Below are 22,097 nucleotides of genomic sequence, written 5' to 3' on the forward strand. Positions count from 1 at the left end.
CGGCGGCCGGTGACGCGGCGCAGCAGCTTCCTCATGGTGCTCACCTCCTTTCCTGACGACCGTCTTGGTGGTCAGGCCTGGCGCGGGGTCCGGCGGAGCTGGAACGAGGGAGGGGTGATGATGCCCGCGACATGGGGGTGTCCGCGGCCGCCGCGTACCTCCAGTCGGGCGTCCTCGGTCACGGCGGCGAGCAGGTCGGTGGCCAGGGTCCGGGCGACGACGGCGCCGGCGCAGGTGAACGGGCCGCCCCCGAAGGGCAGGTAGGGGCCGCGGGGACCGGGGCCGTCCCACCTGCCGGGCCGGAACCGGGTGGCCTGCGGCCAGTGCCGCTCGTCGCGGTGCAGCAGGTAGGCGCAGACCGACACGCTGTCCCCCGGCTCCAGCCGTACCCCGCCGACCTGGTGGGGGCGGCGGACGGGGCGGCCCATCAGCCACGCCACCGGCCACAGCCGCAGCGACTCCCGTACGGCCGGCTCCGCGGGCACGGCCGCCAGGTCGACGCCGTGGGCCGCGGCCGCCAGCAGCGTCCAGGCGACCACATGACCCACCGGCGCCACCGAGGTCCGGAACAGCAGCAGGTACACCTGGGCGAGCTGCGGGGCGGGCGTGCCGGGCGGGGTAACCTCGAGGACGGCGTCCAGCAGGTCGCCGGGTCCGCCGGGCCCCGGGCCGGCCCGGCGGGCGCGCACCTCGCCGGCCAGCGCCCGCACCACGCGCGCCCACAGCGCCCGCCGCGTTAGGCGCGCCAGCCGGCCGCCGGGGCGGATCAGGACATCCTGCCGCACCACCTGCGCCATCAGCTCCCGCAGGGCCGGCGGGCTGTCCGGCCGCAGCAGCGCCTCCGCCAGGAACCGGTACGCGGCGGCGCGCCCGGCCGCGGGCCACTCGCTGACCTCCCCCATCTCCGCCACCACGGCGGGCAGCCGCTCCCGGTGGGCGGTCAGGTGGGCGCGTAACGTCGCGCGGGCCGCCCGCCCGATCGCGACCTGCGTCTCCCTCGGCCCCAGCCGGCCGCCGCGGACGTGGAAGAAATCGGACACGTCGTCGTAGTGGCCCTCCTCGTCGTGCAGCACCCGCAGGGCCTCCGCCGGGTCGGCCACGCACAGTGACCCGTCGTCCGGCAGCCGGAACACCGGGCCCCGCACGCGGGCCGCGTGCTCGACGAACCCCAGCGGGTCCCGGCGGTACCACCGCGCCGCCCCACCCGCCCACGCCGGTTCCGCAACCGTCGTCATCCCACCTGCCCCAAACCAGGAATAGTGCTGGTTATTAAGTTAACAATGGGAGGTATCTGTGCTGAATTTACATAGTCAGTGGAATCTCGGCAATGCGGATATTGAAAGCTGATTTCCTTGCTGACGGTACCCGCTTCGCTTCTGTTTGTGCACGGGAGTGGTGCCGCTGGTCGCGAGGCGGAAGGAATGGCGTGAACACTCTTTCTCGCGCATACTCGCCGTCGTCATGTGCTCTGGTTGCGTAGTCATTCAGAAGAATTACGTCGTGCCGGGCAGGGCCGCGGCGGACGCCGAGAAAGCGCGGGTGAAATGGGCGCGGGGGCGGTTGAGGCCGTACCACCGCCGGGCACCGCCTACCGTGGGTGCATGCGCCTGACCGCCTTCACCGACATCTCCCTGCGCATCGTGATGCGGCTGGCCGTGGCGGATCCCGACGACCTGCTCACGACGCGGGTCGCCGCCGAGCTGCTCGCCGTCCCGTACACCCACGCCGCCAAGGCAGTGGCGAGGCTGAGCGAGCTGGGTGTGGTGGAGGCCAGGCGCGGCCGGGGCGGCGGGTTGCAGCTCACCTGGCGCTCACCGGCGACACCCGCCGGGTCCTGGTGCTGCACGCCGACCGTTCCCCGGCCGCCCACGCCCTGCGCGCGGACATGGAACGCCTGGCCGACACCCTCCCCGGCGGGGAGCGCGTCTTCTGGTACGAGGAGGGCCACGCCGACGCCGGGAGAATGGACCTGGACGGGGTGGACATCCCGGCGGGCGCGGTCGTCTACATGTGCGGCCCCCTGCCGTTCATGCGCGCGGCACGCGGCGAGCTCATCGCGGCCGGGGTCGCGCCCCGCGACATCCACTACGAGGTCTTCGGCCCGGACCTCTGGCTCGGCGCGGCCTGAAAGCGGGGCGGCTCGGAGGCCGCCCCGCCGATCCTCGGACAGGGCTCAATGGCCGACGCTCTGGTAGTGGTCGAGCTGACGCCGCCAGACGAGGTACGCCAGCGCGATCAGGACCACTCCCAGCAGCGGGGCGGCCAGGGCCCAAGGGGTGTCGAGCTTGCCCAGCACGACGCCCGCGGGCACGTACGCCACGAAGGCGACCGGCAGCACGAAGGTGAGCACCCACTCCACCACGCCACCGAAGATCCTCATCGGGTACGAGCCGAACTTGCTGAAGACGTCGTCGACGAAGACCCGCAGGGCGAAGGTGTCGATCATGCGCAGCGACAGGGAGCAGAGCGCGAGGAAGAAGGCGGCCTCGATGAGGGCGCCGCCGACGATCGCCATCAGGCAGAAGGCGATCAGCCAGGGGCTCCACCGGACCTGCGCGTTCTGGCCGGCCACGGCGAGCAGCGTCAAGCCCACGAGCAGGTCGCCGAACTGGGCGATGCCCATCCTGTTGCCCATGAGCTGGACGAGGGGGTTGAGCGGGCGCAGCAGGAAGCGGTCGAACTCGCCGTTCTGGACGAGCCACTGGATGTCGTTCACGCTCATCAGGGGGATCATGGCCAGGGCGTGGGCGGTCAGGCGCAGGCCGTACAGGAAGGCGATCTCCGCCAGCCCCCAGCCGGCCAGCGACGGGAAGGTGTGCATCACCACCCAGACGAAGGCGAACCCCGTGCCCTGCCAGATCGCGCCGCTGAGGATGCCGATCACGGTGTTCATGCGGTACTGCATGGCGCCGCGGGCGGAGGCGCGCTGGAGCAGGACGTACAGCCGCAGGCCGCGCAGGATCTCAGCCACCCTGGATCACCACCCTTCTGTGGGCTCGGGACCAGGTCAGCCTGAGCAGGCCCCACAGCCCCGCGATCCAGGCGAGCTCGACCACGACGGGACCCGAGACCTCGGAGATGTGGCCGACGTAGACCGCCGCGGGCACGTAGCCCATGTACTTGAAGGGCAGGAGGTCGGCCACCGTGCCGAGGAGGCCGGGGAAGAAGGCGAGGGGCACCATCGTCCCGGCGAAGAACTGGCTGACGAGCCGGTAGAGCAGCGAGATGGCCCCGATCTCCATGGTCCAGAAGCCGATCAGGCTGATGAGCAGCGCCAGCTGTACGGCGATCACGTATCCGAGCCCCAGGGTGATCACATAACCCGTGCCGTTGACCGGCACGGTGATCGAGCCGACCAGCAGGACCACGGGGACGACCGGGGCGAGCAGCAGCAGCCCGCCCACGGTGTTCCCGACCTGGAAGGCGGCCATCTGCCGCAGGTAGCCGACCGGGCGGGCCAGGTCGAAGAAGACCATGCCGGAACGGATGCGTTGATGGATGATGCGGGCGACGATGGTGTGGGTGGCGAAGGCCTGCAGGTTGGCCAGGGTCAGGTAGGCCAGCAGCGCCTCCAGCGTGAGCCCGGCGGCCGTGGGGCGCGAGCCGTATACCGAGGTCCAGATCATGCGCAGCAGGAACACCTGGGCGACCAGCGTCACGCAGGTCATGAAGAGGTTGCTGCGGTAGGCCAGGGCGAGGCGGAAGCCGATGCGCGTCATCGGGTGTAGATCCCCTTGATCACGCTCTCCAGGTCGGGTTCCTCGATCGACAGGTCGCGGATGGTGTGCTCGGCGGAGATCGAGGCGATCACGCCCGGCAGATCGTCGTGGATCTCGAAGACGTGGCGTCCCTCGGCGTCCCGCGACACCCCGCGGACCTCCTCCGGCCCGGATTCGAGCAGGACCACCAGCCGCCGGGGCTGGTTCACCAGCGCGTCGATGGGGCCGTCGAAGAGCACCCGGCCGTGGTCGATGAGGATGATCCGCTTGCACAGCGCCTCGACGTCGGCCAGATCGTGCGTGGTCAGGACGACGGTGGTGCGGCCGGCGCGGTTGGTCTCCACGATGAACTCGCGTACGGCCTCCTTGGCCAGCACGTCCAGCCCGACGGTCGGCTCGTCGAGATAGAGCAGCGGAGGTTCGTACAGCACGGCCGCGGCCAGGTCGCCCCGCATCCGCTGGCCCAGGCTGAGCTGGCGCACCGGGGTGTCGAGGAACTCGTCGAGCCCGAGCAGGTCGCGCAACTTCTTGAGGGACGTCTCGAAGCGCGCGGCGGGTACATCGTAGAGCGCGCCGACCAGTCGTAACGACTCGATCAGCGGCAGGTCCCACCACAGCTGGCTGCGCTGGCCGAAGACCACGCCGACGTTGCGCGCGTTGGCCGAGCGGTCACGCCAGGGCACCAGGCCGTTGACCCGCACGGTGCCGCTCGTCGGGGTGAGGATGCCGGTGAGGACCTTGATGGTGGTGGACTTGCCCGCGCCGTTCGGTCCGAGGTAGCCGATGACCTCGCCCTCGTCGATGGCGAAGCTGACGTCGTCGACGGCGGTCTTGTCGTCGTACTGGCGCGTGACCAGCGTGCGTAACGCCCCGAAGGGGCCGGGAAAGGTGCGTGGCCTGCGGAATACCTTGGTTAACCCCTCGACCCGGATCATGCAAGGATACTTTCCGCGGGGCACGCGTGCTGCAACTTATTTTCATGATCAGGGGATCTCCGGGCCCGGCGCAGGGGCGTCGCGACCGGGCCCGAGCTCGACGCGCCCCTAGCCGGAGGTGGCCGCGACCCAGATGGTCCACCCCTGGCGGCAGGTGTCGGAGGGGAACTTGTTGTCACAGCCCATGACGGTGAAGCTGACCCGCTTGCCCGCACCGGGGTAGACCACGAGCCGGCCGCGCGTACGCGGTTGGTCCTTCAGCTTCAGCTCGCCCCTCAGCCCGCCGCTGAGCGTCACCTTGTAGTAGTCGTAGTTGAAGGGCGTGGACGGCCCCCAGCGGAAGACCAGGCCGTTCCTGCCGTTGATCTTGGCGGAGTAGGCCGCGACCATCATCTTGGGGCCCTGGTCCGGCGACCAGGCGATCTGGCCGTCGTCGAAGTTCTGTCTGCGGCCGTTGCGGTTCGGCACGCCCCGCTCCTCGTCGGTGGCGCAGCCGATGATGGCGCTCTCGCCGCCGAGCGAGCGCCAGTAGTCGCCGATCAGTCCGTACGGCTGGATCTCGCACGAGCTCGCGGAGGCCGGCTGGGCGACGAAGGCCGACCCGGCCACGACCATCGCGGCGGTCGCCGTCACGCGAAATGTCTTGTTCATGCCTTGAAGGTAGGCAGGACCGGGCAGGGGGGCATGAGTATGGCCTACTCATTTGTCGAGGTACGCGCCACGTGGACGGCGCCCGCGTGGTCTTGGACAGCGCCCACGACGTCGGCCTGCTCGGTGCGACCGGCCGGGGGGCGGCCGAGCAGCACGGGCTGGAGGGCGCGGTCGATCTGCAGACCATCACCTTCTCCAAGGCGCTGGGCAGCCTCGGGGGCGCGGTGGCCGGCCCCGAGGAGATCATCGCCTACCTGCGGCACTACGCGCGGTCCATGGTGTTCACGGCCGCGTTGTCCCCGGCGTGCGCCGCGGCCGCGCTCGCCGCTCTGGAGATCATCGCCGCGGAGCCGGAGCGCCGTCACCGCCTGCGGACGGCGGCACGGCGGTTGAGCGGGGAGCTGGCCGCGATGGGCTACGCGGTCGTCCCCTCCGATCGGCCGGTCATCGCGGTGCCGGTCGGCGACGACCTCCTGTGCTTCCGGCTGTGGCGGGAGCTGTTCGACGAAGGCGTCTTCACCACCGCCATGATCTCGCCCGGCGTCCCGCCCGGCCAGGCGCTCATCCGGGTCAGCATCACCGCCGCCCACACCGAGGCCCAGGGGGAACGCATCGTGTCGGCGTTCGCCACGGCCGGAAGCCGCCTGCGGCTCTAGCGGCAGGTGCCGGACCTCAGGGGCGCGTCAGCGACTCCTCCGTCCCGGCCGCGGCGGCGTAGCCGGCGAGCATGGCGAACGCGACATCTCGTACGGCGTCGTCGGAGGGCAGGAAATCGCTTCCGTGCAGCCGCGCGCCCGGCCCGCCGTCCACCCCGACGAACATCATCAGCCCGGGAAGCGCCGCCGCGAGGTAGGAGAAGTCGTCCGCGCCGTAGGAGATCATCGGCAGGGAGACGCTCAGCCCGAGCTCGGGGAGCAGCGCGCCCGCCCGGACGGCGAGTGCCGGGTCGTTGTCCAGGACGGGCTCGCCACGGGTGATCTCCACCCGCGCGGTGCACCCGTGCGCCCGGGCGACCAGCTCGGCGACCTCCACCAGGCGCCGGTGCACCTGGTCGCGGGTCGCTTCGCGCATGGTCCTGACGGTGCCGGCGGCGCACGCCTCGTCGGGGACGACGTTCGGCGCGTTCCCCGCCAGGAGCGTGGACACGCCGAGCACCGCGGAGCTCGTCGGGTCGACGTCCCGGCTGACCACCCGCTGCAGGGCGACCACCACGTGCGCGAGCGCGACCACGGGGTCGTCGGTCAGATGGGGGTAGGCCGCGTGCCCGCCGCGCCCGCGCACCACGACGCGGAACTCGTCGGCGGCGGCGTTCACCGCGCCGGGCGTGGCCGCGACGTGGCCCCGCGCCAGGGTCGGCTGCACGTGCGCGCCCACGATCGAGGTGATCCGGTGGTCGCGCAACAGCGTGGACTCGGCGATGTCCCGCGCGCCGGACGGGTAGGTCTCCTCACGCGGCTGGAGCACGGCGACCAGCGGCGCCGATCCCTCGGTGGCGTGGACCGCGCGGGACAGCGCGACCAGGGCGGCCAGGTGCACGTCGTGCCCGCAGGCGTGCATGCGGCCCGCGCGGGCCGAAGCCCACGGCACGCCGGTCTGCTCGGTGACCGCGAGCGCGTCGAGCTCGGCCCGCACGCCCACCGCGGGTCCGGGGCCGCCGATGCGCACCAGCGCGCCGGTGCCGCCGGCCGCGTCGACCTCGCCGCCGGGCAGTTCGGCCAGGACCAGGTCACGGGTCGGGCCTTCCATCCCTGACAGGTCGGGGGCCGCGTGCAGCCTGCGCCGCAGCTCGACGGCGCGGGGGAGCTCACGTTCGAGCGCGGCACGGATGCGGGCGAGCGGGACGGCGCCCCCGGCGGGGGCGGCGGGGGTGGCGGTGTGTTCGATCACGCGGAGGACCTCAGGCCGTAGACGCGCAGCGCGTTGTCCGAGCCGATCATGGTGGCCACCCGGATCGCGTCGGACTCGGTCCATTCTCCCGCCTCCACCCATCCGCGCAACGCCCTGCCGAGCCCACGCCGGAAAAGGCGGGCGCCGAGCAGGTGGAGCTCGGCCGGTCCCCACGCGTCGGAGGAGAAGAGGATCTTGGCGAACGGCGCCAGCTCCAGCGACTCGGCGATCAGCGCGTCCGAGCGGCTGCCCGTGTAGTTGATCCCGAGCCCGACGTCGAAGTAGACGTGCGGGAAGACCTGCGCCAGATATCCGGCGTTGCGGTGGTACGGGTAGCAGTGCAGCAGGGCGATGTCGACGCCATGGGGTTCCACCAGCTTCAGCCAGCGCGTGAGCAGGAGCGGGTCGCATCGGTGCAGCTCGACGTCCGGGTCGCCGTAGCCGGCGTGGAGCTGCAGCGGGAGCCCGCGCTCGACCCCGGTCCACAGTCCGAAGCGGAGCAGCACGGGATCGTCCACACGGGGGTCCGCTCCCGTCTCCGTCCGGGCCAGCCACCGGCCGGCCGCGTCGATGACCTCCTTGTCGGAGGGGACCGCCGGGTCGAAGTCGAAGCCGTGCCGGTAGGCGACGATGCTCTTGAGCCCGACGGCCGCCGCGCTCCGCGCCGCCAGGGCGGCGCGGAACCGGTCGGGGAAGCTCGCCGCCGCGACGCCGTCGGCGGCGACCTCTTCCATGACCCGCTCGAGGCGGACGATCTCGTGGGCCGGCCTGCCGGACGCCTTCGCCATCTGGGCGGGATCGAGGACGTCGTCGCCCCGGTAGCCCGTCTCGACCAGCCACCTGCCGATGCCGCTGGCCACCAGCAGGCGCCGGTTGACCTCGGCCGGTCCGAGCTCGGCACGGCGGGTCAGGTAGTCGTCGGGGTGCGCGTGCGCGGGCAGGCCGAGCACCGGCGCGCACCATCTGCGGATCGCGAAGCCGACCTGGGAGTCGAACTGCGTCATGAACGACGGGATCGCGCGGTCCGACTCGGTCACCAGGGTCTCGAACTCGGGGCGGGCGAGCTCGCTCGCCGACGCGCCGTGGACGTGGTGATCGACGAGCGGCAGCCCGGCGATGACGGACTCCAGCCCGCCGTGCCCGCCCGCCTCGACAGAGCCGTGCCCGCCCGCCTCGACCGAGCCGTGTCCGCCCGCCTCGACCGAGCCGTGTCCGCCGGTCTCGACGGAGCCGTGTCCGCCCGCCTGAGTGGAGCTGTGCCTGTTCGCCTCAGTAGACACGGGTCACCCTTTCGCACAGATCGCCGTCCGTCAGCTCCGAGACGGCGGCCAGCTCGGCCCGCCGCACGGCCAGGAACGTGCCGAGCAACTCGTCGGGGAACCAGCCGCGGGCGACAGGGTCGGCCTCCAGCGCGGTGAGGGCCTCGCCCAGGCTCGCCGGCAGCGACGGCTCCGCGGCGAGGTCCGCCTCCGTGGCCGTTTCCGGCCAGACCCGCGCGGGCTCCTCCGCCGCCAGGCCGGCCAGGCCCGCTCTGATGAGGACACCCAGCACCAGCCAGGGGTTCGCGGTGGCGTCCGCCGCCCGGTACTCCAGGTGAAGCTGCCCGGCCGGATCGGCGCCGCCGATCTCCACCGTCGGGGCCACGCGCAGCAGCGCCTCGCGGTTGCGCTCGGCGAGGAACGCCCCGCCCGCGCTCCAGCGGTGCGGGGTCAGCCGCAGGTAGGAGGAGGGGTTCGGCGCGGTGACCGCCACCACCGCCGCCGCGTGGCGCAGGATGCCCGCCGCGAACCTGGCGGCGGTGGCGGACAGCCGGCCGGGGGCGTTCGCGTCGTACATGACGGTGTCTCCGCCCGCGTCGCGCAGCGAGAAGTGCACGTGCACGCCGTTGCCCACACTGGCCGGGTCGGCGATGGGCGCGAAGGTGACGGGCAGGCCGCGCCGCCGGGCGAGGTCGCGTACGAGCTCGCGCAGCAGGATCGCCCGGTCGGCCGAGACCATGCCGGGCGCGGGCCGCATGGTGATCTCGAACTGGCCCGGGCCGTACTCGGGCAGCCAGGTCTCGGGGTCGAGGCCCGCCTGCTCCATCGTGGTCACGAGCTCGGTGCCGAACGGCTCGGCCGCGCGCAGGCGCTGGAACGAGAACGGCGGATGCTCGGGCCGGTCGCCCAGCATGAACTCGTGCTCGAAGGAGGCGTACACCTCGAGACCGGTGGAGGTGCGCAGCTCGTCGAGCGCGCTCGAGAGGAAGTCGCGCGGGCAGCCCGGCCACGGGCTGCCGTCCATGCCCGTCTGGCCCGCCAGATAGACGCGCGTGCCGGGGACGTCGCCGTCGGCGGGGATGTCCAGCGAGGCCGCGGGGTCGGGTATCAACCTCAGGTCCCCGACCGACCCGAAGGCGTGGCCGGGGGCGAGCCCGCCGAAGCAGTCGAGCGCGAGGTCGGCGGGCACCCACCCGACTCCGGTGCGCAGCGTCTGGGCAAGCCGTGACGCGGGCACGGCCCGGCCGCGGACCTGCGCGGCGAGGTCGCAGGTGGCGACGAAAACGGTCTCACTCGTCATCGGCCCGCCGCCTCCGCACGGGTACGCGCCTCCTCGACGAGCGAGGCGAAACCGCGGCCGAGCGCCGTGTACTCGTTGGCGACCACCATGCCGCCCGCCCCGTGGGCGACGGCGAACTCCTGCTCCAGCGGGTGCCAGGCGGGCAGGATCCAGTCCTTCGACGCCGCGGCGCAGGCGTCGGCGATGCGCCGCAGGTCGGCGAAGTCCTCCGCGGAGCGGCTGTAGCAGCCTCGGCCGCGGCGGATCGCGAGGTCGGAGGGGCCGGGGAAGACCCCGTCGACGACGTCGAGGGCGACGATCTCCTCGATCTCGTCGAGGGCCGTGGCGTCCTCGATCATCGCGTAGCAGCGGGTCCTGGCGTCCTGCTCGGCGATCCATTCGGGAGTCAGCGCGCCGTAGCCGAGCGCTCGCTCCGCGGCGAGGCTGCGGTCTCCGGCCGGCGGGAACTTCGCGTACCCGCAGACCTCCCGGGCGTGCTCGGCGCCGAGCACGTGCGGAATGATCACGCCGTCGGCCCCGAAGTCGAGCGGGCGCTGCACCGACTCGCGGGTGGGCGCCTTGACCTTGACCAGGACCTCCTGGCCACGTGAGCGCAGGATCGGGATGACGACGTTCAGTCCCGCGTCGTCGATCGCGCCGTGCTCGGCGTCGATGACGACGAAGGCGGTCCCGTACGAGCTGCCGATCTCGGCGGCGGTGATGCTGCCGCTGGCCAGCCAGGCTCCCAGCCTGGGTGGCGTCGCGGCGGTCGTCAGGCGGTCAGACATGGAGTTTCCTGAGTTCGTAGAGGTCGTTGCGGCGGTTGGCGAGCGACGGGACCCGGACGCGGACGTCGTCCTGGTAGCCGAAGTCCAGATCGGCGACGGCCAGGGTGCCCGGCCGGTCCGGGGCACAGGCCAGCACGGTCCCCCAAGGGTCGATGATCATGCTGTGGCCGAAGCTGTGCCCGTTCGGGGCGTACGGCCCTATCTGGCCGGCCGCGACCACGAAGCACTGGTTCTCCACCGCGCGGGCGCGCAGCAGGAGCTCCCAGTGGGCGGCACCCGTGTGGTGGGTGAACGCGGCGGGAAGGGCGAGCAGCCGCGCGCCCGCGAGCGCGTAGATCCGGAAGAGCTCGGGGAAGCGGAGGTCGTAGCAGATGGCCGTGCCGGTCGGCACGCCGTCGATGTCGCTCAGCAGGAGATCGTCCCCCGGGCGGACGGTGTCGGACTCGCGGTAGCTGAACCCGTTGTCGAGCTCGACGTCGAACAGGTGCGTCTTGCGGTAGACGCCCACGCGCTCGCCGTCGGGGGCGAACAGCTGCGCGGTGTTCGCCATGCGGTCCGTGCCGGGCGACCGCTCGTGCACGGAGCCGGCCAGGATCCACATGTCGTGCGCGACGGCCTTGGCGGCCATGCGCGCGGCGAAGTCGCCGTCCAGCGGCGCCGCCACGGCGGCGGCGTCCTCCGCGGGGCCCATGAAGTCCACGGCCTCGGGAAGTACGGCGAGGCGGGCGCCCTGCCGGGCGGCGGCGTCCAGCACGTCCTCGGCGGCCAGCAGGTTCGCCTCCGGGTCAGGGCCTGAGCCGAGCTGGCAGGCGGCGACCCGCAGCGGAGCCGGCGTACTCATGGGTGGGATTCCTCCTGATAGGCGGTTTCGGGTTCGGTGACGGATCGGCCGTGCTCGGCCAGGACGCGGTCCGCGCCGGTCATCTCGGTCAGGGGGACGCCCTCGCTGAATCGGGCCAGGTAGCCGGGCTCGCCCGCTTCTCTGGCGGCGACCAGCGGGGCAAGCCTGCGGGCGAGCTCCACCGGCAGGACCAGGACGCCGTCGTCGTCGCCCAGCACGATGTCTCCGGGGTTGACCCGTTGTCCGCCGATGGTCACCGGGACGTTGACGGAGCCGGGAGCCCCGATGACGCGGGTGGTCAGCGGTGAGACGGCGCGGCAGAAGACGGGCAGCGGGCCGGAGCGCAGCTCGGCGGTGTCGGTGACGGCTCCGTCGACCACCACGCCGGCCGCCGACCGGAGGGCGAGCATCGCGGCGACGATGGCGCCGACGCTCGCCTGGCGGGTGTTCTCGCCCGTGTCCACGACCAGGACGTCGCCCGGCCGTACCAGATCCACGGCCGCGTGGACCGGGGTGGAGTCGGGGCAGCTGATCCGGACGGGCAGCGCCGTTCCGACGAGCTTGACGCCGGGACGCAGGGGGAACAGCCCCGGCAGCGCCCCGGTGGAGATCTCATGGCCGAAGGACGCCGTGCCCAGCGGACGCAGAGCCTCGGCCAGCCCGGCGTCGAGTGCCGCGCCCGGCGGGCCGATCAGGATGGTCATGGCGCGTCCGCGAATCGGGTCGTGTGCGACAGGAAGGCCCGCAGGCGCGGGTTGGCGCTCTCCTTCATGACCTGGTGGGGAGTGCCGGACTCGACGATGCGGCCGTCGGCCATGAAGACGATCCGGTGCGCGATGTCCATGGCGAAGTCCATCTCGTGCGTGACGATGACCATGGTCTGGCCGTCCTCGCTGAGCTGCCGCATCACGGCGAGCACGTCGCCGACCAGTTCCGGGTCCAGGGCCGAGGTCGGCTCGTCGAAGAGCATCACCCGGGGCTCCATCGCCAGCGCGCGGGCGATGGCGACCCGCTGCTGCTGCCCGCCGGAGAGCTTCGCCGGATAGGCGTCGCGTTTGTCCGACAGGCCCACGCGGGCGAGGAGCTCCTCCGCCTGCCGTCGCGCGTCCGCGGGCGCCATCCGGCGGACGTGGACGGGGGCGTGCACGATGTTCTGCAGCACGGTCATGTGGGGGAAGAGGTTGAACTGCTGGAAGACCATGCCGAACTGGCGGCGCTGCCGGGTCACGTCGGCCGGGCGCCGCTCCCGTAGGGAGCCGCGGTGGAGCTCGTAGCCCAGGATCTCGCCGTCGAGCGCGATCTCGCCGCCGCTGATGGGTTCGAGCTGGTTGAGGGTACGGAGCAGGGTCGACTTGCCGCTGCCCGACGGGCCGATGATCACGACGACCTCGCCGGCGTGGATGTCGAGGTCGATGTCGACCAGGACGGTGTGCTCCCCGAAGTCCTTCCGCAGCCCGCGGACGGTGACCAGTGGGGCGGCCGCGGTGGTGGACGGCGGCGGCGTGGGAGTGCTCATGGGCGGTGCCCTCTTCCGAACCGGCGTTCCACCCAGGTCTGACCGAGGTACAGCACGCTCGTCACGGCGAGATACCAGATGCAGGCCACGACCAGCAGGGGGATCGTCTTGTAGTTCTGGTTGTAGACGGCCTGCACGGAGTAGAGCAGGTCGCTCATGGCGATCACCGACACCAGGGAGGTGCCTTTGAGCATGTTGATGACCTGGTTGCCGGTTGGGGGGACGATCGAGCGCATGGCCTGCGGCAGGACGATGTGGGAGAAGATCCGCGTCCGGCTCAGGCCCAGGGTCTGGGCGGCCTCGGACTGGCCCCGCGGCACGGAGAGCAGCCCGCCGCGGACGATCTCGCACATGTAGGCCGCCTCGCTGAGGGCGAGGCCCAGAAGCGAGGCCACGAACGGCGTGATCAGGTCGTTGGTCTGCCAGCTCGCGAGCTCCGGCCCGAACGGGACCGCGATGCTGATCTTCGGGATGAAGATCGACAGGTTGTACCAGAGGATCAGCTGTACCAGCACGGGGGTGCCGCGGAAGAACCAGACGTACGCGTCGGCCGGGACGCGCAGGACCGGGGTGCGCGACATCCGCAGCAGGGCCAGGACGACGCCGCCGGCGGTGCCGAGGACCATCGCGAGGACGGTGAGCTCCAGCGTCATGGCCAGCCCGTGCAGGACGGTCGGGAAGGTGAGATAGCGGCCCACCACCGCCCATTCGACGGTGGGGTTGGTGATGACCCCGTACGCCATCCGGGCGGCGATCACCACGACGACGGCGGTCAGGATCCACAGGCCGGGCCGGGGGCGGCGCACCGCCGCGCCCGCGTCGGTCCGTCCTGGTGCCCACGCCGCCGTTCCGGGTGGGGCGTCCGCGTTCACATGCGCGTTCATGGCTCAGCTCGCGGCGGTGCCGAGGTTGACGCCGATGTCGGGCAGTTCGTTGCCGGACAGGTTCCACCTGCCCATGATTTTGCTGAGCGTTCCGTCCGACTGGAGCTTCTTGAGGCTGTCGAGCAGGACGTCGGTCAGCTTCGAGTTCTTCGGGAAGAACGAGCCCTGGCGCAGCTTGTCGAAGCCGTTGGCCTTTCCGGTGCCGGCCAGTTCGAGAGCGCCTCCGGTCTTGCCCATGAAGTAGGTGAGGCTGGCCTGCGAGGAGAAGTAGGCCTCGATCCGCTTGGACTGGACGGCCAGGATCGCGCCGTTGACGTCCTGGAAGGACTGCACCTTCACCGGGCTCTTGCCGGAGGAGACGCAGGTCGCCGAGTACTTCTGGATGACGGTCTCGGCCGAGCCGCCTCCGAGGACGCCGATCGAGTGGCCGCAGGTGGACTCGAGGGAGTCGATCTTGGCGGGGTTGCCCTTGGGGACGGCGAACACCACGAACTCCTGGATCCAGTCCACGAAGTCGAAGGACTTGGCCGTGTCGGCGTTGTCGGCGTAAGGGCCGAGCCCGAAGTCGTAGCGGCCGCTCTGGATGCCGGTGATCGCCTGCGAGAACGCGGGGACGATCTCGGTCTTGACCTTGACCCCGAGGAGCCCGGAGAGCGCCTCTGCCAGGTCGACGGACGCTCCTTCCAGGGTCTTCCCGTCGTCCTTGTAGTTGATGTACGGCGGGAAGGTGACCATCGTCGCGTTGAGGGTGCCCTTGTCCAGGATCTCCTTCGGCAGCGCGTCGCGCAGCTTCTGGTCCAGGGCGACCTGCGAGGTGGACGCGGCCGCGCTCGCCTGGGGTGCCGCATCGCCGGAACCGGCGCCGCAGGCGCTGAGGGTGAGTGCCGATATGACGATGAGCGCGGCGCCACCTGCGCGTCTGTGCATGCGCGGCATGAAGATCTCCTTGGGGTACGTGCAGCGTGCTTGTGCGTCGGAGGAAGGGGGAGGACGACGCGGTCAATGAAACATACAATTCGGAACGACAGTCAATAGGATGATATGAAATTAACGTTACGAAGTGCTCGGTCGCGACCTGGGCGGACGCCCCAGGCCGGTGCTCCGCGTGACCTGCGCCGATGTGGTGGCGGCAACGCCTGCTCGCCGGTCGCGGGGTGAGAGGATGATCGTCCAGAGAGGAGGGACCATGCTCACCACACCTGAGCCGTCCACGGTCGCAGCCCAGTTGCGCGAGGTGCTCCCCAAGCTGCCCAAGGCCGAGCAGCGGGTCGCGCGGGCGCTGCTCGCGGGCTATCCGACGGTCGGCCTCGAGCCTCTCGCGGCCGTCGCCAAGCTCGCCCGGACCAGCGCGGCCACCGTGTTACGGCTGGCCTACCGGCTGGGGTTCGAGGGTTATCCGGAGCTGCAGCAGGCGCTGAAACGCGAGACCCAGCAGCGTTACGCCTCCCCACTCGCCCAGTACGGGGCCGCGGAGGCCGGCGACCAGGAGTCCGTCGGCGTGATGGCCCGGTCCAGGAGCGTCCTCGTGGACGCGACGACGATGACCTTCGACCAGCTCCCCGAGGGCGAGCTGGCCAGGGCGGCCGAGCTGATCTCCGACCGGAGCAGGCGCGTCTCGGCGGCGGGCGGGCGGTTCAGCGACATGCTCGCCCGCTACCTGGTCGCCCACCTGCACCAGTTGCGGCCGAACAACGCGCACGTCGGCGGGGCGACCTCCGACCACGCCGCCTACCTGCTCGACGTCGGCCGCCGCGACGTCCTGGTGCTGTTCGACTACCGGCGATACCAACGGGAGACCATCATGCTCGCCCGTCAGGCCGCCGCCAAGGACGCCAAGATCATTCTGCTCACCGACCCCTGGCTCTCCCCGGCCGCGGCCGTCGCCGACGTCGTGCTGCCGGCCCAGGTCACCTCCCCCTCGCCGTTCGACTCACTGACGCCGGCCCTCGCCGTGATCGAGACCTTGGTCGCGGCGGTCGTGGAGCAGCTCGGCGAGAGCGGCAGGGAACGGGTCGCCCAATACGACCAGCTCGCCGGCGACGTGCTGCGCGACGACGGCGACTGGGCCGGAGCGTCGGCCACGTGAGAACCGGCGGTCCGCCCTCGGCGCCCGAGATCCGGTGGCGCGGTACGCGAGCCTCACCCGGGCCCGTCGGCGGCGATCCCGGGAAAACGGGTTGCGGGGCGTCGGCCTGATCGTCTTACCTGAACGCCGTGATGACGTCGACAGCGGACTCGTACTTCGTCTGCGCCACCCCGCGCACCGGCAGCTCCCTGCTCCTCGGCCTGCTGGAGTCCACCGGGGTGGCGGGCCGCCCCCAGGCGTACTTCCGGGAGCCCGGCGAGCCGATGTGGGCCGGGCGCTGGGGGCTCCCGAGCACCGCCGGCTACGACGAGTACGTGCGGGCGGCGCTGGCCGCCGGGCGGACGGACAACGGCGTGTTCGGCGCCAAGCTCATGTGGGGGACGCTGGACCTGGTGGTCGACCGGCTCGGCGCGGTGCACCCCGGCCTGGCGGGTCACGACGTGGAGCTGCTGGAGCGGGCCTTCGGCCGCACGCGGTTCGTGTACCTGTGGCGTGACGACGTCCTGGCCCAGGCGGTGTCCTGGCTGCGCGCCGAGCAGACCCGCCTCTGGGAGGCAGACGGCGAGGCCGAGCCAGGCGGGCACGCGCCCGGCTACGACGCCGCCGGCATCGAGGAGCTGGTCGAGCGGATCGGCGAGCACAACGCGGCCTGGGAGCGGTGGTTCGCCTCCTGCGGCGTACAGCCCCACCGGGTGCGGTACGAGGACCTCGACGCGGACCAGACGGGCGTGACGCGCGGGATCCTCGCCTTCCTGGGGCTCGACCTGCCGGAGGGACGCAAGATCGCGCCCAGCCACCGGCGCCAGTCCGACGAGCTGAACGCCGCCTGGATCGAGCGCTACAGCCGCGAGTCGGCCCGATCATGACCGGCCCGCAACCCGCAGAGGCCCGCGCTCTCCGGGTTGCGGGGCTTGCCTGAGGCGGGGTCAGCCGAGCCAGCCGGGCGCCACCAGGAAGGCCCAGGCCGCCAGGGGACCCACCACGACGATCGCCGCACCGTAGGCCAGGAGCTTGCGGTAGAAGGCGTCCCGCTCCATGCCCCTGACGTTGGCCACCAGCAGCGCGCCCGTCGTCGAGAACGGGCTGACGTCCACGATGGCCGACGACACCGACAGCGCCGCGACCATCGCGACCGGCCCGAGGGTGCCCTGGTTCAGCAGGGGCACGGCCAGCGGGACCAGCGCGCCCAGGATGCCCACCGTCGAGGCGAACGCCGACACCACGCCCCCGACATAGCAGATGAGCAGCGCGACCAGCAGCGGGATGCCGATCGCCGCCACCGCCGAGCCCACGTAGTCGACGGTGCCGATTTCCTGGAGCACGCCCACGTACGTGACGACGCCGCAGATCAGCAGCACGGTCGGCCAGGCCACCCGCTCGACGGCGCCCTTGTTCGTCTTGGGAGAGGTGAGGGACAGGACGACGGCCACGGTGATGGCGGTCAGGCCGACGTCCAGCTTGAACACCAGCACCGCCAGGCAGAGGGCGACGATGCCGGTCAGGGTCAACGCCTGGTGCGGGGTGAGGCGCAGGCCGCCGGAGCCGGCGTCGGCCTCCACGGAGACGGACGTGGAGATGGCGGTGGCGGTGGCAGACCCGTCCGAGGCAGGGGCAGGGGCAGGGGAAGGGGAAGGGGAGCGGGCGGGCGCGCCGGCCCGGGAGACGGCGCCGCGGTTGACCAGGTGGCGGCCGCCGAAGATGAAGAACACGACCACGGCCGCCGCCGCGTTGAAGGCGAAGCTCGACAGGAACAGCACCAGGTTGTCGCCGGGCAGCTTGGCGTCCCTGGTCACGCCGTTCACGATCCCGCCCAGCACGCTGATCGGCGAGAACGCCCCCGCCTGCGTGCCGTGCGCCACCATGAGCCCGATGAGCATCGGATGGATCCGGTAGTCGGCCGCGAACCCGAACGCGATCGGCGCCAGGATCGCCGCCACCGCAGGGGCGGGCGCGCCCACGGCCGTCAGCAGCGCCGAGATGGCGAACACCACGATCGGGATGGCGGCCAGCCGGCCGCGCACCAGGTGCACGGCGGCCCGTACGAGCCAGTCGACCGTGCCGTTGTTGGTGGCGATCGCGAACAGCAGCGTCACCCCGACGAGGATCACGAACAGGCTGCCGGGGAAGGCCCCCAGGATGTCGTCCGTGCTCATCCCGGCGGCCAGCGTGCCGACGAGGAAGGCGCCGACCAGGGCCAGCGCGCCCAGGTTCACGGGGAAGACGGTCGCGACGACGAACATGACGATGAGGGCGAGAATGGACAGGAGCTCTGCGGACACTGAGTACTCCGATCTCCCCCGAGCGTTATGGCAGGTCGACCACCTGGTGAAGGAGCTCGACCGGGTGGCGGGCAGCGCGTCCGGCACCGTGGGCGATCTGCTGCCGGCAGGAGACCCCCGTGGCCGCCAGCAGGGTGTCGGGCGAGGATGCGGCGATCGCCGGGAAGAGCCGGAGGCCGCCGATCTTCATGGACAGGTCGTAGTGCTCGCTCTCGAAGCCGAACGAACCGGCCATTCCACAGCAGCCGGCGTCGATCTCCTCCACCTCCGCTCCCGGGATCCTGGACAGCAGCTCGCGCGTCGCCCCGGTGCCGACGACGGCCTTCTCGTGGCAGTGGCCGTGCAGGAGGATCCGGCGCCCGCTCAGCCTGCCGTTCAGCGGCAGCGAGCCGTCGTCGACGGCCTCCGTCAGCAGCTCCGGGACGAGCCTGGCCCGCGCCGCCACCGCCGCCACCCGGGGGTCGCCGGGGAGCAGGGCGGCGTACTCGTCCTTGAGCGTGAGCAGGCAGGACGGCTCCAGCCCGACGATCGGCGCGTCCGAGCCGGCGAGCCTGCCGACCATGGCCTCGGCCATCGCGCGGGCGCGGTCCAGCAGCCCCTTGGAGATGCTCGACCGGCCGCAGCAGCCGTCGGACTCCAGCCGTACCCGATAGCCGGCGCGCTCCAGCAGCTCGACGGCGGCCCGCCCGATGCCGGGCTCGGTGTAGGCGGTGAAGGAGTCCGCGAGCAGGATCACCTCCCGCCGTCCGGAAGAGGCGGGCCGGCGGGCGAACCAGCGGAGCAGGTTGTCGCGGCGGAAGCGGGGCAGGGGCCGCCGCGTGCTCAGCCCGAGCGGCCCGCGCAGGGGAGCGGCCAGCCAGTTCGACAGGGGCGCGGTCGCCGACCCGAGCCGGTTGAGCGTCCTGATCGCCCCGAACAGCCGCGACCGCGCCGGCACGCCGTGGGTCTCCTGGTACTGGTGCAGGAACTCGCTCTTCATCGCCGCCATGTCCACGCCCAGCGGGCACTCCGACTGGCAGGCCTTGCACTCCAGGCACAGGTCGAGGATCCCGTGCAGCCGCTCGTCGCCGAGCGCCCGCCGGGGGTCCTCCGAGGACAGGGCCTTGACCAGGGCGTTGGCCCGGCCGCGGGTGGAGTGCTCCTCCTCGCGGGTGGCCATGTACGACGGGCACATGACGCCCGTGTCGTCCTTGCGGCAGACCCCGACGTTCATGCACCGGTCGGCGGCGGCGTGCAGGCCGTCCGCGAACGCCAGCGTGGTGCGGAGCGGGCGGGGCGCGGGCATCGCGGGGTCGCGCAGGTGCTCCGTCATCGGGGGCGCGTCCACGATCTTGCCGGGGTTCAGCAGCCCGCGCGGGTCGAAGGCGTGCTTGATCCGCCGCATCGCCTCGTAGACCGCGTCGCCGAACAGCCGCCGGTTGAACTCGGAGCGGGCCAGCCCGTCGCCGTGCTCGCTGGAGTTCACGCCGCCGTGCCGGGCGGCCAGCTCGGCGATCTCCTCGGCGACCGCGCGCATGGTGCCGATCTCCCCGGGCACCCGCAGGTCCACGAACGGCCGGATGTGCAGGCAGCCGACCGAGCAGTGGCCGTAGAAGCCCGCCGAGAGCCCGTGCCGGGAGAGGATCTCCGTGAACTCCTCGACGTACGGCAGCAGCCGCTCGGGCGGCACGGCCGTGTCCTCCACGAACGCCAGCGGCCTGCGGCTGCCCACGCTGGAGGCCATCAGCAGCCCGAGCCCCGCCTTGCGGACCTTGAGCACGGCCGCCTGCTGCCCGGCCGTGACGGCCCGCAGGGTGTGGTAGCCGTGGCCGTTCGCCTTCCAGGTGGCGGCGAGCTTGTCCACCCGGTCGGCCACCTCGGCCGGGCTGTCGCCGAAGAACTCGACGAACAGCAGAGCCTCGGGGTCGCCGGACAGGATGTCGCCGAGCCCGGCGTAGTCCACCCGCTGCCTGGACAGGTCGAGGATGGCCTTGTCGATCAGCTCGACCGAGGCGGCCTCGAAGGAGAGCGCGTCCGCGGTGGCAGCGATGGCCGACGGCGTGGAGGTGAAGTGGCCGACGGCGATGGCCTTGGACCGCGGCCGGTCCACCAGCCCCACCGTGGCCTCGGTCACGACGGCCAGCGTGCCCTCGGAGCCGACGACCAGCTTGGTGAGGTCGGGCAGGTCCCGGGCGGCCAGGTCCAGGCGGTAGCCGCCCGAGTGCCGCCAGAACCGCGGGAACCCGGCCAGGTCCACCCCCTGGATCGCCTCGGCGACGGCCGCGCCCAGTCTGGCGTCGGAGCGCAGGTCGGGCGTGGTGGCGTCGGCGAGCACCACGCGCAGCGACTCGACGTGGTCCACGGTGGATCCATAGAGCACGGAGTGGCTGCCCGCCGAGTTGTTGCCGATCATGCCGCCGATCGTGGCCCGGTTGCTGGTCGAGGTGTCGGGCCCGAACATCAGCCCGTGCCCGCGGGCCGCCCGGTTGAGCTGGTCCTGCACGACGCCCGGCTGCACGCGGGCGGTCCTGCCGTCGATCTCCAGGATGCGGTTCATGTGGCGGGAGAAGTCGACGATCACCGCGGCCCCGACCGTCTGCCCGGCCAGGCTGGTGCCCGCCCCGCGCGGCAGCACCGGTGCCCCCAGCTCGCCGCAGGCCGCGACCAGCGCCTGGACGTCGCCGGCGTGCCGGGGGAAGGCGACGGCGAGCGGCTCGATGGCGTACATGCTGGCGTCGGAGGCGTACAGATGCCTGGTGTACGGATCGTCCCTGACGTCCCCTTCGAGCAGCCGGGACAGGGTCCGGGCCAGGGTCATTCGGCTCCCTCCAGGTAGGCCAGCGCGGCGCGCGTCCCGCCCTCCTTGATCGGCACGCCGGCCGCGCTCAGCCCCATCTCGACGCCGCTCAGCGTGCCCGCCAGCGCCAGGTCGTTGAAGTGGCCGAGGTGCCCGATCCGGAACACGCGCCCCGCGAGCCGCCCGAGCCCGGTGCCGAGCGACATGTCGTACCGGTCGAGGATGAGCTTCCTGACCGCGTCGGCGTCGTGCCCGTCCGGCATCACCACCGCGGTCAGCGAGCTCGAATGTTCCCGCTCGTCGGCGCAGAGCACCTCGAGCCCCCACGCCCGCACGGCGCGCCGCGTCGCCTCGGCGTGCCGGTCGTGGCGGCGGAAGACCTCGGCCAGCCCCTCCTCCTCCAGCAGCATGACCAGCGCCTCGCGCAGCCCGTAGAGCAGGTTGGTCGGCGGCGTGTACGGGTAGAAGCCGCCGCGGTTGGCCGCGATGATCGGCTCCCAGTCCCAATACGAGCGCGGCAGCCGCCCCCGGTGGGCCAGCGCCTTCGGGCTGACCGCGTTGAGCCCGATGCCGGGCGGCAGCATGAGCCCCTTCTGCGAGCAGCCGACGGTCACGTCCACGCCCCACTCGTCGTGGCGGTAGTCCATCGAGCCCAGCGACGAGATCGTGTCCACCAGCAGCAGCGGGGAGTGCCCGGTCCGGTCGACGGCCGCGCGGATCTCCGGGATCCGGCTGCGCACGCCGGTCGAGGTCTCGTTGTGCACGACCATGACGGCGGCGTGCCCGGCGGTGAGGTGGCCGGCGACGGCGTCGGGGTCGGCGCCGTGCCGCCAGTCGCCGGGCACCAGGTCGACGACCAGCCCCAGCCGGGCGGCCATCTCGCACCACAGCGTGGAGAAGTGCCCGGTCTCGAACGCCAGCACCCGGTCACCGGGCGAGAGGGTGTTGACCAGCGCCGCCTCCCACGCGCCCGTCCCCGACGACGGGTAGACGATCACGTGGTGGCGGGTCCTGAAGACCGCCCTCAGCCGCTCCAGCACCTCGCCGGCCAGGCGGGCGAAGGCGGGGCCGCGGTGATCGACGGTGGGCTGGGCGATGGCGCGCAGCACCCGGTCGGGAACGTTGGTCGGTCCTGGGATCTGCAGGAAATGACGGCCCACGTCTTTATGCTCCTTGTGCCGTGTCACGGCACGGCGT

Annotated in this window: 21 protein-coding genes and 1 pseudogene; 5 read left to right on the forward strand and 17 right to left on the reverse strand. The window is 72.1% G+C overall.

What is annotated here, in order from left to right; all coding sequences use genetic code 11:
* Nucleotides 1-71 precede the first annotated feature (71 nt).
* Complete coding sequence (locus tag ABZS69_RS56370) at nt 72-1,235, reverse strand: cytochrome P450 (RefSeq protein ID WP_355389810.1); 1,164 nt, start codon at nt 1,233-1,235, stop codon at nt 72-74.
* A gap of 366 nt (nt 1,236-1,601) precedes the next feature.
* Between ABZS69_RS56370 and ABZS69_RS56375 the strand changes: the two are divergent.
* Nucleotides 1,602-1,805, forward strand: a pseudogene (locus ABZS69_RS56375) (Rrf2 family transcriptional regulator); the annotation flags it as partial.
* Nucleotides 1,805-2,128 (forward strand): hypothetical protein, encoded by a 324-nt coding sequence (locus tag ABZS69_RS56380; RefSeq protein ID WP_355389919.1) that lies wholly within the window; start codon nt 1,805-1,807, stop codon nt 2,126-2,128. The pseudogene ABZS69_RS56375 and the gene ABZS69_RS56380, both read left to right, overlap by 1 nt.
* 45 nt (nt 2,129-2,173) lie before the next feature.
* Here the strand turns inward: ABZS69_RS56380 and ABZS69_RS56385 are convergent, their stop codons facing one another.
* The 4 genes from ABZS69_RS56385 to ABZS69_RS56400 all read right to left on the reverse strand — a co-directional run bounded on the left by ABZS69_RS56385 (nt 2,174) and on the right by ABZS69_RS56400 (nt 5,305).
* Complete coding sequence (locus ABZS69_RS56385; RefSeq protein WP_355389812.1) at nt 2,174-2,971, reverse strand: ABC-2 family transporter protein; 798 nt, start codon at nt 2,969-2,971, stop codon at nt 2,174-2,176.
* A complete protein-coding gene (locus ABZS69_RS56390) occupies nt 2,964-3,719 on the reverse strand; it encodes an ABC-2 family transporter protein (RefSeq protein WP_355389814.1) in 756 nt (251 codons plus the stop codon). The genes ABZS69_RS56385 and ABZS69_RS56390 overlap by 8 nt, the downstream gene beginning before the upstream one ends.
* A complete protein-coding gene (locus ABZS69_RS56395) occupies nt 3,716-4,654 on the reverse strand; it encodes an ATP-binding cassette domain-containing protein (protein ID WP_355389816.1) in 939 nt (312 codons plus the stop codon). The genes ABZS69_RS56390 and ABZS69_RS56395 overlap by 4 nt, the downstream gene beginning before the upstream one ends.
* 108 nt (nt 4,655-4,762) lie before the next feature.
* On the reverse strand, nt 4,763-5,305 hold the full coding sequence (locus ABZS69_RS56400; RefSeq protein WP_355389818.1) for a hypothetical protein: 543 nt from the start codon (nt 5,303-5,305) through the stop codon (nt 4,763-4,765).
* Nucleotides 5,306-5,376: 71 nt separating this feature from the next.
* Between ABZS69_RS56400 and ABZS69_RS56405 the strand changes: the two genes are divergently transcribed.
* Nucleotides 5,377-5,961 carry an aminotransferase class I/II-fold pyridoxal phosphate-dependent enzyme gene (locus tag ABZS69_RS56405; protein WP_355389820.1) on the forward strand — a complete coding sequence of 195 codons (585 nt, stop codon included), beginning with the start codon at nt 5,377-5,379 and terminating at the stop codon, nt 5,959-5,961.
* Nucleotides 5,962-5,977: 16 nt separating this feature from the next.
* On the opposite strand, the gene ABZS69_RS56410 is transcribed toward ABZS69_RS56405, so the two are convergent.
* From ABZS69_RS56410 to ABZS69_RS56450, 9 genes are read right to left on the reverse strand one after another with little or no spacing between them, the layout of a single operon-like run.
* Nucleotides 5,978-7,192 carry an amidohydrolase gene (locus ABZS69_RS56410; protein WP_355389822.1) on the reverse strand — a complete coding sequence of 405 codons (1,215 nt, stop codon included), beginning with the start codon at nt 7,190-7,192 and terminating at the stop codon, nt 5,978-5,980.
* Entirely contained in the window at nt 7,189-8,472 is a 1,284-nt protein-coding gene (locus tag ABZS69_RS56415) for an amidohydrolase family protein (RefSeq protein ID WP_355389824.1), read from the reverse strand. The genes ABZS69_RS56410 and ABZS69_RS56415 overlap by 4 nt, the downstream gene beginning before the upstream one ends.
* A complete protein-coding gene (locus ABZS69_RS56420; RefSeq protein ID WP_355389826.1) occupies nt 8,462-9,751 on the reverse strand; it encodes a glutamine synthetase family protein in 1,290 nt (429 codons plus the stop codon). Before ABZS69_RS56420 ends, ABZS69_RS56415 begins: the two co-directional genes overlap by 11 nt.
* Complete coding sequence (locus ABZS69_RS56425) at nt 9,748-10,518, reverse strand: aldolase/citrate lyase family protein (protein WP_355389828.1); 771 nt, start codon at nt 10,516-10,518, stop codon at nt 9,748-9,750. Before ABZS69_RS56425 ends, ABZS69_RS56420 begins: the two co-directional genes overlap by 4 nt.
* Entirely contained in the window at nt 10,511-11,359 is an 849-nt protein-coding gene (locus tag ABZS69_RS56430) for a carbon-nitrogen hydrolase family protein (RefSeq protein ID WP_355389830.1), read from the reverse strand. Before ABZS69_RS56430 ends, ABZS69_RS56425 begins: the two co-directional genes overlap by 8 nt.
* Nucleotides 11,356-12,063 carry an RraA family protein gene (locus tag ABZS69_RS56435; protein WP_355389832.1) on the reverse strand — a complete coding sequence of 236 codons (708 nt, stop codon included), beginning with the start codon at nt 12,061-12,063 and terminating at the stop codon, nt 11,356-11,358. Before ABZS69_RS56435 ends, ABZS69_RS56430 begins: the two co-directional genes overlap by 4 nt.
* A complete protein-coding gene (locus tag ABZS69_RS56440) occupies nt 12,060-12,875 on the reverse strand; it encodes an amino acid ABC transporter ATP-binding protein (RefSeq protein WP_355389834.1) in 816 nt (271 codons plus the stop codon). The genes ABZS69_RS56435 and ABZS69_RS56440 overlap by 4 nt, the downstream gene beginning before the upstream one ends.
* Complete coding sequence (locus ABZS69_RS56445; RefSeq protein ID WP_355389836.1) at nt 12,872-13,759, reverse strand: amino acid ABC transporter permease; 888 nt, start codon at nt 13,757-13,759, stop codon at nt 12,872-12,874. The genes ABZS69_RS56440 and ABZS69_RS56445 overlap by 4 nt, the downstream gene beginning before the upstream one ends.
* A 3-nt stretch (nt 13,760-13,762) precedes the next feature.
* Complete coding sequence (locus tag ABZS69_RS56450; protein ID WP_355389838.1) at nt 13,763-14,695, reverse strand: ABC transporter substrate-binding protein; 933 nt, start codon at nt 14,693-14,695, stop codon at nt 13,763-13,765.
* Nucleotides 14,696-14,945: 250 nt separating this feature from the next.
* Here ABZS69_RS56450 and ABZS69_RS56455 point away from each other — a divergent pair, with 250 nt between their 5' ends.
* Together ABZS69_RS56455 and ABZS69_RS56460 are read left to right on the forward strand one after the other, a co-directional pair.
* A complete protein-coding gene (locus ABZS69_RS56455) occupies nt 14,946-15,845 on the forward strand; it encodes a MurR/RpiR family transcriptional regulator (RefSeq protein WP_355389840.1) in 900 nt (299 codons plus the stop codon).
* Between the two features lie 131 nt (nt 15,846-15,976).
* Nucleotides 15,977-16,711, forward strand: coding sequence for a Stf0 family sulfotransferase (locus ABZS69_RS56460; RefSeq protein WP_355389921.1), 735 nt, complete (start codon nt 15,977-15,979; stop codon nt 16,709-16,711).
* Between the two features lie 60 nt (nt 16,712-16,771).
* On the opposite strand, the gene ABZS69_RS56465 is transcribed toward ABZS69_RS56460, so the two are convergent.
* Genes ABZS69_RS56465 through ABZS69_RS56475 form a run of 3 tightly spaced genes read right to left on the reverse strand, consistent with a single transcriptional unit; the run spans nt 16,772 to nt 22,060 of the window.
* Nucleotides 16,772-18,124, reverse strand: coding sequence for an SLC13 family permease (locus ABZS69_RS56465; protein WP_355389842.1), 1,353 nt, complete (start codon nt 18,122-18,124; stop codon nt 16,772-16,774).
* Nucleotides 18,125-18,149: 25 nt separating this feature from the next.
* Nucleotides 18,150-20,921: an FAD-linked oxidase C-terminal domain-containing protein gene (locus ABZS69_RS56470; protein WP_355389844.1), complete on the reverse strand. Its 2,772-nt coding sequence runs from the start codon at nt 20,919-20,921 to the stop codon at nt 18,150-18,152.
* Nucleotides 20,918-22,060 carry an aminotransferase class V-fold PLP-dependent enzyme gene (locus tag ABZS69_RS56475; RefSeq protein WP_355389846.1) on the reverse strand — a complete coding sequence of 381 codons (1,143 nt, stop codon included), beginning with the start codon at nt 22,058-22,060 and terminating at the stop codon, nt 20,918-20,920. Before ABZS69_RS56475 ends, ABZS69_RS56470 begins: the two co-directional genes overlap by 4 nt.
* Nucleotides 22,061-22,097: the final 37 nt, after the last annotated feature.

The sequence above is a fragment of the Nonomuraea sp. NPDC005650 genome, from assembly GCF_040605375.1.
In the GTDB taxonomy this organism is placed as follows: domain Bacteria; phylum Actinomycetota; class Actinomycetes; order Streptosporangiales; family Streptosporangiaceae; genus Nonomuraea.

Coding starts and splice junctions, on each gene's coding strand:
- ABZS69_RS56370 (WP_355389810.1), bottom strand. CDS start 1,235: ATGACGACGGTTGCGGAACCGGCGTGGGCGGGTGGGGCGGCGCGGTGG.
- ABZS69_RS56390 (WP_355389814.1), bottom strand. CDS start 3,719: ATGACGCGCATCGGCTTCCGCCTCGCCCTGGCCTACCGCAGCAACCTC.
- ABZS69_RS56395 (WP_355389816.1), bottom strand. CDS start 4,654: ATGATCCGGGTCGAGGGGTTAACCAAGGTATTCCGCAGGCCACGCACC.
- ABZS69_RS56400 (WP_355389818.1), bottom strand. CDS start 5,305: ATGAACAAGACATTTCGCGTGACGGCGACCGCCGCGATGGTCGTGGCC.
- ABZS69_RS56420 (WP_355389826.1), bottom strand. CDS start 9,751: ATGACGAGTGAGACCGTTTTCGTCGCCACCTGCGACCTCGCCGCGCAG.
- ABZS69_RS56425 (WP_355389828.1), bottom strand. CDS start 10,518: ATGTCTGACCGCCTGACGACCGCCGCGACGCCACCCAGGCTGGGAGCC.
- ABZS69_RS56430 (WP_355389830.1), bottom strand. CDS start 11,359: ATGAGTACGCCGGCTCCGCTGCGGGTCGCCGCCTGCCAGCTCGGCTCA.
- ABZS69_RS56435 (WP_355389832.1), bottom strand. CDS start 12,063: ATGACCATCCTGATCGGCCCGCCGGGCGCGGCACTCGACGCCGGGCTG.
- ABZS69_RS56440 (WP_355389834.1), bottom strand. CDS start 12,875: ATGAGCACTCCCACGCCGCCGCCGTCCACCACCGCGGCCGCCCCACTG.
- ABZS69_RS56445 (WP_355389836.1), bottom strand. CDS start 13,759: ATGAACGCGCATGTGAACGCGGACGCCCCACCCGGAACGGCGGCGTGG.
- ABZS69_RS56450 (WP_355389838.1), bottom strand. CDS start 14,695: ATGCCGCGCATGCACAGACGCGCAGGTGGCGCCGCGCTCATCGTCATA.
- ABZS69_RS56455 (WP_355389840.1), top strand. CDS start 14,946: ATGCTCACCACACCTGAGCCGTCCACGGTCGCAGCCCAGTTGCGCGAG.
- ABZS69_RS56460 (WP_355389921.1), top strand. CDS start 15,977: ATGACGTCGACAGCGGACTCGTACTTCGTCTGCGCCACCCCGCGCACC.
- ABZS69_RS56470 (WP_355389844.1), bottom strand. CDS start 20,921: ATGACCCTGGCCCGGACCCTGTCCCGGCTGCTCGAAGGGGACGTCAGG.